The 8,445-nt window shown below is 73.1% G+C and carries 9 protein-coding genes and 1 pseudogene; 8 read left to right on the forward strand and 2 right to left on the reverse strand.

The window, feature by feature from the left end; genetic code table 11:
- Positions 1-253, forward strand: a 253-nt coding sequence (locus E4P41_RS22420) for a hypothetical protein (RefSeq protein WP_209307827.1), incomplete at its 5' end; no start/stop codon positions are given.
- A gap of 90 nt (positions 254-343) precedes the next feature.
- Here the strand turns inward: E4P41_RS22420 and E4P41_RS23470 are convergent.
- Positions 344-715: pseudogene (locus tag E4P41_RS23470) on the reverse strand (oligopeptide/dipeptide ABC transporter ATP-binding protein); the annotation flags it as partial.
- Between E4P41_RS23470 and E4P41_RS23745 the strand changes: the two are divergent.
- The 6 genes from E4P41_RS23745 (at position 630) to serA (ending at position 6,131) form a co-directional block, all read left to right on the forward strand.
- Positions 630-1,187 carry an alkyl sulfatase dimerization domain-containing protein gene (locus E4P41_RS23745; RefSeq protein ID WP_280661420.1) on the forward strand — a complete coding sequence of 186 codons (558 nt, stop codon included), beginning with the start codon at positions 630-632 and terminating at the stop codon, positions 1,185-1,187. The pseudogene E4P41_RS23470 and the gene E4P41_RS23745 sit on opposite strands and share 86 nt — an antisense overlap.
- Complete coding sequence (locus tag E4P41_RS20340) at positions 1,184-1,597, forward strand: DUF202 domain-containing protein (protein ID WP_135143033.1); 414 nt, start codon at positions 1,184-1,186, stop codon at positions 1,595-1,597. The genes E4P41_RS23745 and E4P41_RS20340 overlap by 4 nt, the downstream gene beginning before the upstream one ends.
- Entirely contained in the window at positions 1,594-1,932 is a 339-nt protein-coding gene (locus tag E4P41_RS20345; protein WP_135143034.1) for a DUF202 domain-containing protein, read from the forward strand. The genes E4P41_RS20340 and E4P41_RS20345 overlap by 4 nt, the downstream gene beginning before the upstream one ends.
- 214 nt (positions 1,933-2,146) lie before the next feature.
- Positions 2,147-3,337, forward strand: coding sequence for an acyl-CoA dehydrogenase family protein (locus E4P41_RS20355; protein ID WP_135143036.1), 1,191 nt, complete (start codon positions 2,147-2,149; stop codon positions 3,335-3,337).
- Entirely contained in the window at positions 3,334-4,479 is a 1,146-nt protein-coding gene (locus E4P41_RS20360) for an acyl-CoA dehydrogenase family protein (protein ID WP_135143037.1), read from the forward strand. Before E4P41_RS20355 ends, E4P41_RS20360 begins: the two co-directional genes overlap by 4 nt.
- A gap of 446 nt (positions 4,480-4,925) precedes the next feature.
- Entirely contained in the window at positions 4,926-6,131 is a 1,206-nt protein-coding gene (gene serA, locus E4P41_RS20365) for a phosphoglycerate dehydrogenase (RefSeq protein ID WP_135143038.1), read from the forward strand.
- Positions 6,132-6,233: 102 nt separating this feature from the next.
- Here serA and E4P41_RS20370 read toward each other — a convergent pair whose 3' ends face one another.
- Entirely contained in the window at positions 6,234-7,748 is a 1,515-nt protein-coding gene (locus E4P41_RS20370) for a PucR family transcriptional regulator (protein ID WP_167761197.1), read from the reverse strand.
- A 97-nt stretch (positions 7,749-7,845) separates the two neighbouring features.
- On the opposite strand from E4P41_RS20370, the gene E4P41_RS22845 reads away from it, so the two are divergent.
- On the forward strand, positions 7,846-8,445 hold a 600-nt coding region (locus E4P41_RS22845; protein ID WP_209307828.1), incomplete at its 3' end, for a DUF2877 domain-containing protein.

The raw sequence follows: 8,445 nt of genomic DNA on the forward strand, positions 1-8,445 counted from the left end.
GCTCGTCCAGACCCTCGTCGTGCTCTGGTACACCGACCACGGCGACCCGGCCGGCGACCTCGCCGCCATCCGCGCCGCCGCCCCCTGGTACACCACCAAGGCCGAACCGTCCTACGCCGACATGCACACCGCCCTGCGCAAGACGACCATCGCAGCGCGCTTTTCCCCGGCCACGGCCGTCCCGCCCACCGACACCGAAATTCGCGCCGTCCTCACCGCCTGGGCCGCCGCCGAACCCGCCCTCGCGGCATAACCCCGAAAGTCGAGGTTCAAGCATTGCTCGGTCTGGTTCGTCCGAGCGGATGAGGCCGATCCAGGAGCTGCTCCCTGCTCCCAGAAGACGCTAGTCGACCTCGTCGTGCAGGCCGGCGAGGCGCGAATGCTGATGCTGATGCCGCCCTGGCCCCGGTGCCAATTGTCGGGCATCACTCGTCATCACATTCGTGACCGTTCGCAGAACCGCGCCTGACGTACCAGGCGGGGGCGTGGGGGAGTGCGTCCTACCGCGAGGGGGCGAGCGCGGGCTCGTCGACGGCGACGACGCCTCGGCCGGCGCGTCGGGGGCGCTCACGGGGAAGTGGCACGCGACGAAGTGGTCGGTGCCGATCTCGCGAACCAGCGGCTCCTCCGTGGCACAGCGCTCCTGGGCACGCGGACAGCGTGTTCGGAGCCGGCGCCCGGACGGCGGATCGATCGGTGACGGGACGTCGCCCTCGAGCGGCGATCGACGACCTGGTCGACCAGACGCTCGAGCTCATCAACGACGGCGCGACGCTCGACACGGTGCGCCACACGGTCACGGTGCGCGAGTCGGCCCTGGCCCGGCCGTCCTGCGGCCGCTCTACGACGAGTCCGAGTTCGCCGTGCGCAACGTGTGGCGCCTCTACGGTGGGTGGTATGACGGCGACCCGGCGCGGCTCGAGCCGCCGACGGACCGGAGCCTGGCCGCGGAGGTGGCCGGTCTCGCCGGCGCGGCGAGCGCTCTCGCCGATCGGGGGAAGCAGGTGGCCGAGACCGGTGACCTGCGGCTGGCCTGCCAGCCCGTGGAGCGGGCGGCGCCGAGCGACGGGGCGGTGCAGGAGCTGCGGTCCGGGATCTACCGAGAGCGTCACCAAGGGGAGCGCTCCCTGATGGCGAAGGGCGTCTTCAGCTCCGCCGCGGCCCAGCCCGTACCGGCAGATCGATGACGACCGGAACCGACGACCCACGGGCCGGCGCCGGCACCGGCCCCCGACGGCCGGTCCGGACACGACGGCGGCCGTTGCAGGTCTACCGGGTCGGGAACGAGCCGGACCCGCGCTTCACGTTCGCCAACGAGCGCACCTTCCTGGCCTGGATCCGCACGTCCCTCGCCCTGTTCGTCACCGCCGCGGCGATCGACGCGCTGGTGGTCTCGGCCGAGCCGGCGCTGCGGCGCTCCATCGCGATCGGTGCGGTCGTGCTCGGGATCGTGTGCGCCCTCACCGCCTTTCCCCGGTGGGCGGCCGCCGAGCGCGCGCTGCGCCTGGGCCGGCCGCTGCCGCGCGCGCGGCTGGCCGGTGCGCTCGCCCTCGCCGTCGCCCTGCTCGGAGTGCTGATCGCGCTGGCGGTGTCATGAGTGACCCGGTCGGCGGGGAGCTGTTCGACCCCGGAGCGCAGAACGAACGCACCGCTCTCGCGTGGCGGCGCACCGCCCTTGCTCTCCTGGCTGCTGCGCTCGTGGGAGCCCGCCTGCTCGTGAGCGACGGCTGGGCCGCCGGACTCTGGGCGGTCGTCCTCGTCCTGCCCGCCTCCGCGTGGGTGCTGTGGATGGCCAACCGCCGATACGCGAAGGCATCGGCGGCGCTCGCCGGGCGAACGGCCCTGCCCGACGGCCGGCTCCCGACCGCCGTCGCTGCGGTGACGGTCGGGCTCGGCCTGATGGAGCTGCAATACCTGCTCACCGTGGCGTGATCATCGGGTAGCTGCTGATCGCATCGGCAGCGTCGTCACCCCGGCCTTCGTCGTGGTCGTCGCCGACACCGGCGGAGGAATGCGAGCACGACAGCCCCGAGACGCACCACCGGTACCGTCGTCCCGACCACTGGAGAGCTGACATGAGCAGCACCGACGGATGCACCGCCATGGTGGCCGCGCGCCGCGCGCTGGCCACCGCCGGGGAGGGACGATGAGCACGGAGGCGACCGCTCGGGAAGACCTGCGCCGGCGGGTCACCGCGTTCCTCGCCGAGCACGACCCGGCGACCACCGACCGGCTGGAGTTCCTCCGGGCCCGGTACGACGCCGGCCTGGCTTGGGTGTGGTTCCCGCCCGGTCACGGCGGGTTGGGCCTGCCGCGTGCGCTGCAGCCGGAGGTCGAGCAGCGGCTCGCCGCGGCCGGTGCACCGGACAACAACCCGCGGGCCAACGGCATCGGGCTGGGCATGGCCGCGCCGACGATCCTCGCCTTCGGCACCGAGGAGCAGAAGCGGCGGTTCCTGCGGCCGCTGTGGACCGGCGAGGAGAGCTGGTGCCAGCTGTTCAGCGAGCCCGGCGCCGGTTCCGACCTCGCTGCCGTGAGCACCCGCGGCGTGCGGGAGGGCGACGACTGGATCGTCAACGGGCAGAAGGTGTGGACGTCGGGCGCGCACAGGGCCCGGTGGGCGATCCTGGTGGCACGGACCGATCCCGACGTCGTCAAGCACGCCGGGCTCACGTACTTCCTGTGCGACATGACCGACCCCGGTGTCGAGGTGCGCCCGCTGCGGCAGATCACCGGTGAGGCGGAGTTCAACGAGGTCTTCCTCACCGACGTGCACATCCCCGACAGCCAGCGACTCGGCGGGGAGGGGGAGGGCTGGAAGGTCGCCACGGCGACCCTCAACAACGAGCGCGTCGCCATCGGCGGGGACATCCCGCGGGAGAGCGGGATGGTTGGAGTCCTCTCCCGCACCTGGCGGGAGCACCCCGAGCGGCGCACGCCGGAGCTGCACGACCGGCTGCTGCGGATGTGGGTGGAGGCCGAGGTCGCCCGGCTGACCGGGGAGCGGCTGCGGCAGAAGCTCGCGGTGGGGCAGCCCGGTCCGGAGGGCTCGGCGATGAAGCTGGTCTTCGCCCGGATCGCGCAGGAGGCCAGCGGGCTGGACCTGGAGCTGCTGGGGGAGGAGGGCCTGCGCTACTCCGACTGGGCGATGGTCCGTCCTGAGCGGGTGGACTTCACCGGTCGCGACGCGGGCTACCGCTACCTGCGCGCCAAGGGCAACTCCATCGAGGGCGGCACCTCGGAGATCCTGCGCAACGTCGTCGCGGAACGGGTGCTCGGGCTGCCCGGCGAGCCGCGCGTGGACAAGGACGTCGCCTGGAAGGACCTCCCCCGATGAGCAAGCTGAACCTGCTCTACACCGAGGTCGAGGACGACCTGCGCGCCACCGTCCGGGATCTGCTGGCCGACCGGTGCCAGTCCTCGGCCGTGATCGCGGCGTACGACGGTGACCGCTCGCTGGTCGTCCCGCTGTGGAAGGCGCTCGCCACCGATCTCGAGCTGGCCGGGCTCCTGGTGCCGGACGAGCGCGGCGGCGCTGGAGCGTCGGCGCGCGAGGCGGCCGTGGTGCTGGAGGAGCTGGGCCGGGCGGTGGCTCCGGTGCCGTTCCTGACCAGCAGCGTGGTCGCGACGACGGTGTTGCTCGGGGCCGAGGCCGGCGGACCGGCTGATGACCTGCTGGCGGCCCTGGCCGCAGGGGACCGCACCGCGGCGCTGGTCGTCCCGCTCTCGACCGCGCCAGGCGCGGCAGTAGCCAGCCTGGCCGCCGGCGCCGGCGGCCGGGTCAGCGGGAGTGTGACGAGCGTGGCCGGCGCGCTCGAGGCCGACGTCTTCCTGGTGCCGGTGACGACCCCCGACGGCACCGCCGTGTACGCCGTGCCGGCGGAAGCCGTGCGCATCGACCCGGTGGTCTCCCTCGACATGACCCGCCAACTCGCCGACCTGGCCGTCGACAGCGTCCCGGGGGAAGCGCTGATCGCGGCGCCGGCCGGTGCCGCGGCCGTGCAGCGGGGCCTGGAGGTCGGTGCCGCGCTGCTGGCCTCCGAGCAACTGGGCCTCGCGCAGTGGTGCCTGACCGCGACCGTCGCCTACCTGAAGGAACGCCGGCAGTTCGGCCGCGTCGTGGGCGGTTTCCAGGCGCTCAAGCACCGGCTCGCCGATCTGTACGTGGCCGTGGAATCGGCCGCCGCAGCGGCACGCCACGCCGCCGCGACCGTCGCCGCCGACGACCCGGACCGGGCCGTGGCCACCGCCGTGGCGCAGGCATGGTGCGGCGACGTCGCCGTTCGGGCCGCGGAAGAGGCCATCCAGCTGCACGGCGGGATCGGCATGACCTGGGAGCACCCCGCCCACCTGTACCTCAAGCGCGCCAAGGCCGGCCAGATCGCGTTCGGTACGCCGGGCTTCCACCGCGCCCGGCTGGCCGAGCTCGTGGAACTTCCCGCTCCTACCGTCGGCCGAGGCACCAGGAAAGCGCCGTGACTGGACCTTTCCCGATTTCTCGGACAGCGGATGAGCCCCAAGGTCGTTCAGTTGAGCGCGGGATCCGTCACCCAACCCACAGGGGCAGCGCCGGCGCCGAGGTCTGGCGGCAGCCGGCCAACCTGCACGGCGACATCGCGGGACCGTGCCGGTCACTGCGACCGACCTAGGGTGGACGGCAGTCACCGTATGCGACCCAACGGCGGGCGGGGACCATCACCGCCAGCCTCCAGCTTCGCGACCGTCTCGTCCCTGGGGTCGCATCCCGACTGCCGCCTTCAGGCCCCGTTGACCCGATATCCGAGATCGATGACGGGCGGCGACGTTGTTGGCCGATTCACGTCTTCTGGCCCGGCAGGGGGGCGGCCCTGCTCGTCCCGGCCTGCGCCACCGTGGGGCCTGCGAGGATCGGCCGCAACGCGTCTCTCGAGGGGGATTGAGCCGACATGCCCAGAGCCTTGCTGCTGGAGAACATCGACCCGGTGGCGGTGGAGCTGCTGTCTTCGGCGGGCTACGAGGTGGAGTCGCTGCGGGGAGCGCTGGACGAGGCCGACCTGGCCGCTGCGCTGGACGGCGTCCACCTGTTGGGCATCCGGTCGAAGACGCAGGTGACCAGGGCGGTCTTGGAGCGCCATCCGGGGCTGGCCGCGGTGGGCGCCTTCTGCATCGGCACCAACCAGATCGACCTCGTCGCAGCTGCTGCGGCCGGCGTGGCGGTGTTCAACGCGCCGTACTCCAACACCCGCAGCGTCGTCGAGCTGGCGATCGCGGAGATCATCAGCCTGGCCCGGCGGCTGGTCGACCGCGACCGCGCGCTGCACGCCGGGACGTGGGACAAGTCCGCGGCCGGCAGCCACGAGATCCGGGGACGGACCCTGGGCATCGTCGGCTACGGCAACATCGGCAGCCAGCTGTCGGTGCTGGCCGAGGCCCTGGGCATGCGGGTGCTGTTCTACGACTTGGAGGACAAGCTCGCGCTGGGCAACGCCGAGGCCTGCGGCAGCCTGGAGGAGCTGCTCGAGCGCGCGGAGACCGTGACCTTGCACGTCGACGGGCGGGCCGGCAACGCGGGGCTGTTCGGCGCCGAGCAGTTCGCCCGGATGCGCCGGCGCAGCCTGTTCCTCAACCTCTCCCGCGGGTTCGTCGTCGACCACGAGGCGCTGCGTGAGCACATCCTCAGCGGCCACATCGCGGGCGCGGCCGTCGACGTCTTTCCCGACGAGCCGCGGGAGCAGGGCGACGCCTTCAGCTCCGTGCTGCGCGGGCTGTCCAACGTCATCCTCACCCCGCACGTCGGCGGGTCGACCCAGGAGGCCCAGTACGACATCGGGCGGTTCGTCGCCGGCAAGCTGGCCGACTACACGCGCAACGGGACGACGACGCTGAGCGTGAACCTGCCCGCGGTGGCCCTGCACGGGTCCTCGGCGGCCCGGTTCGCGCTGCTGCACCGCAACGTGCCCGGCGTCCTGGCACGTGCCGACGCGCTGATCGGCGAGCACGGGCTCAACGTCGACGGCCAAGTGCTGGCGACCCGCGGCGACCTCGGCTACGTCGTGACCGACGTCAACGGCGATCTGCCCCCGGCCGTGCTGGCCTCGCTCCGGGCCCTGCCGGAGACCGTCCGCCTGACGACATTCGCCCAGCGCCCCTGAACGGGGAACCATCCAGCGGGACTGCCGAAGAACCGGAGGAGCCTGCCGTTACGTGGCGGATTGGACGAGAACGCCGATTCCGCCTGGAGCGCTGAAGAAGGACTACAGCAGCGTGCGGACCTCGAGCGCGAGCGCCAGCCGCAGCCGGGTGTGCGGCTCGTGCAGGTCGGCTCCGGTGAGTTCTACGACGCGCGCCAAGCGGTGCTTCACAGTGTTGTAGTGCACGAACAGGCGCCGCGCGACCTCCGCGCCGTTGCCTACACCGAGGTAGGCCGCCAGCGTCGTGCACAGATCGCCGCCGGCTTCCGTGTCGTGGGCCAGCAGGGGGCCGATCTCCCGCTCCACGAACTCCCGCAGCAGGTCGGTCGGGACGGCGAGCAGCAGGCGTTCCAGCATCAGTTCGTCGTTGCGGACAACGCTCCGCCCGGTCGCCCGTGCAATCCGCAGCGCCTCGCGCGCCGAGGCATGACTCGCCGCCAGGTCCTGCGGCCCGTCGGCGGTCGAGCCCACGGCGACGACCACGTCGTCCGGGCCGAGCGCGAGCAGGGCGGCCCGCCACCGGTCTTCGATCGCCTGAGAGCCGACGGCGCGGCCCCGATCCACAAGCCGGTCCTGGACCGGCACCACGGCCACGACCTCCTGCCCGCGCGACCACGTCAGCGAGTGCGCCGGCAGCGCCCGCTGCGCCGCCCCGCCGATCCGCGCGTCCGACAACTCCGCCGAGCACCGGGCCAGGAGCACCTGGTGCTGCCCGGTGAGGTCCCAGCCGAACAGCTGTGACCGCTGGCGGAGCATCGGCTCGTCGATGCTGGGCCCGGTCACCAGCTCCTCCAGGAACAGCACGCGTAGCCGCCGGTCCAGCTCGAGGCTCGCCATGGCCTGAGCGATGTGCATGCCGGCCGCGAAGCAGGACTGGCGGACCAGCCGCCGCTGTCCCAGCGTGGGCTCATCGGCTCCCCCGACCAGGATCCGGCCGCGCTGGGCACCCGCGACGGTGATCGGGAAGGTCCACGGCTTCGCCGGCTCCGTTCCGTCGGCGGAGCCGTCGTCCGGCCGGCTGCGGGGCTCGCCCCGCCCCAGGACGACGTCCTCCTGGTCGACGATCGTCACGTGCCGGTCCAGGGTGACCGCCAGGGTGCGGGCGATCTCCTCCAGGCCCCCGCCGGTGAGGGCGACCCCGGTCAACCGCTCCCGGATGACCTCCGCACCCCCGGGATCGGCGCCGTACTCCGCCAGGACGACGGCGAGCACGGCGCCGATGATCTCGTTGAACGAGGTCCGGTCCGGCAGGACGAGCACGGGGAACCGCAGGCGGTCGGCCTCGCTGATCAGCCGGTCGGGCAATCGCTCGAGGTAGCGCAACGGCTTGATCGCCAGCGCGGCCAGGCCGCGGGCGGCCAGGGCCGGCAGCATCTCGACCAGCCGCTCCGGGCGCTCGTGGACGGGGTAGCCGGTGGTCAGCAGCAACTCCCCCTCCTCGACGTAGGACTCGATGTCCGGGACCTCCATGACGTTGGCCCCGGACACCACCCTGTCCAGCCCCGCCTCGCCCGCGAGCACGTAGGCGCCGTTCAGCGGCGCCAGCGTCATGACCTCGCGCACGGTCACCGTGCTCACCGACGACCTCCTCCTGTCCGAAACGGACATCGCTGCCTCGAAATCCGGTCCGATCCGGACGCTGCCAGGGGACTGCCCCGAGCCTAGATTCACAGCCGTGCCGAGCGTGCAGCTCGCGGTTCCCCAGCGGGTCCGCGTTCCGACCGGCCCCCGCCCGTGGGCGGTGGCGCGGGTCTGGCGCGTCGTCCATGTCGGACAGTCCGCCATCATCCTCTCCGCCGCGCCGGGCGGCGCCGAGCGGCTGATGGCGGTGACCTCTCGGCGGCGCGGGCTCGTCGCGGGCGGGATCTGCCTGCCGGACGACGACGCCTACGACGCGCTGGCCCGCCGGCTGGCCGCGCCGACGCCGTCCGCTCCTCCCGACGTGGACCTCGGTGCCTGGTCGACCGTCCCGCCGGCCGAGATCACGACGGTCGATCTGCACATGACGGCGACCGCCGTCCGCCGGGAAGCCGTCGAGCTGCTCGCGGCCCTGCTCGAGACCGAGAACCGGGCTGCGCCGGCCGGCGCGGCCATGGACCCCCGGCCGGCGCGCGCGCTGGCCGAACCGCTGACCCTCGCCGCGCTCACCGGCGACGAGGCGCGAGTCGCGCACCTGCTCTCCCGCCTCGTCGGCGTCGGCCCCGGCGCGACACCGGCCGGTGACGACGTGATCGTCGGCGTCCTCGCCGCCCTCGACGCGGCGGCCGGGTCGCTG

The organism is Geodermatophilus sp. DF01-2, assembly GCF_004571065.1.
Lineage (GTDB): Bacteria > Actinomycetota > Actinomycetes > Mycobacteriales > Geodermatophilaceae > Geodermatophilus.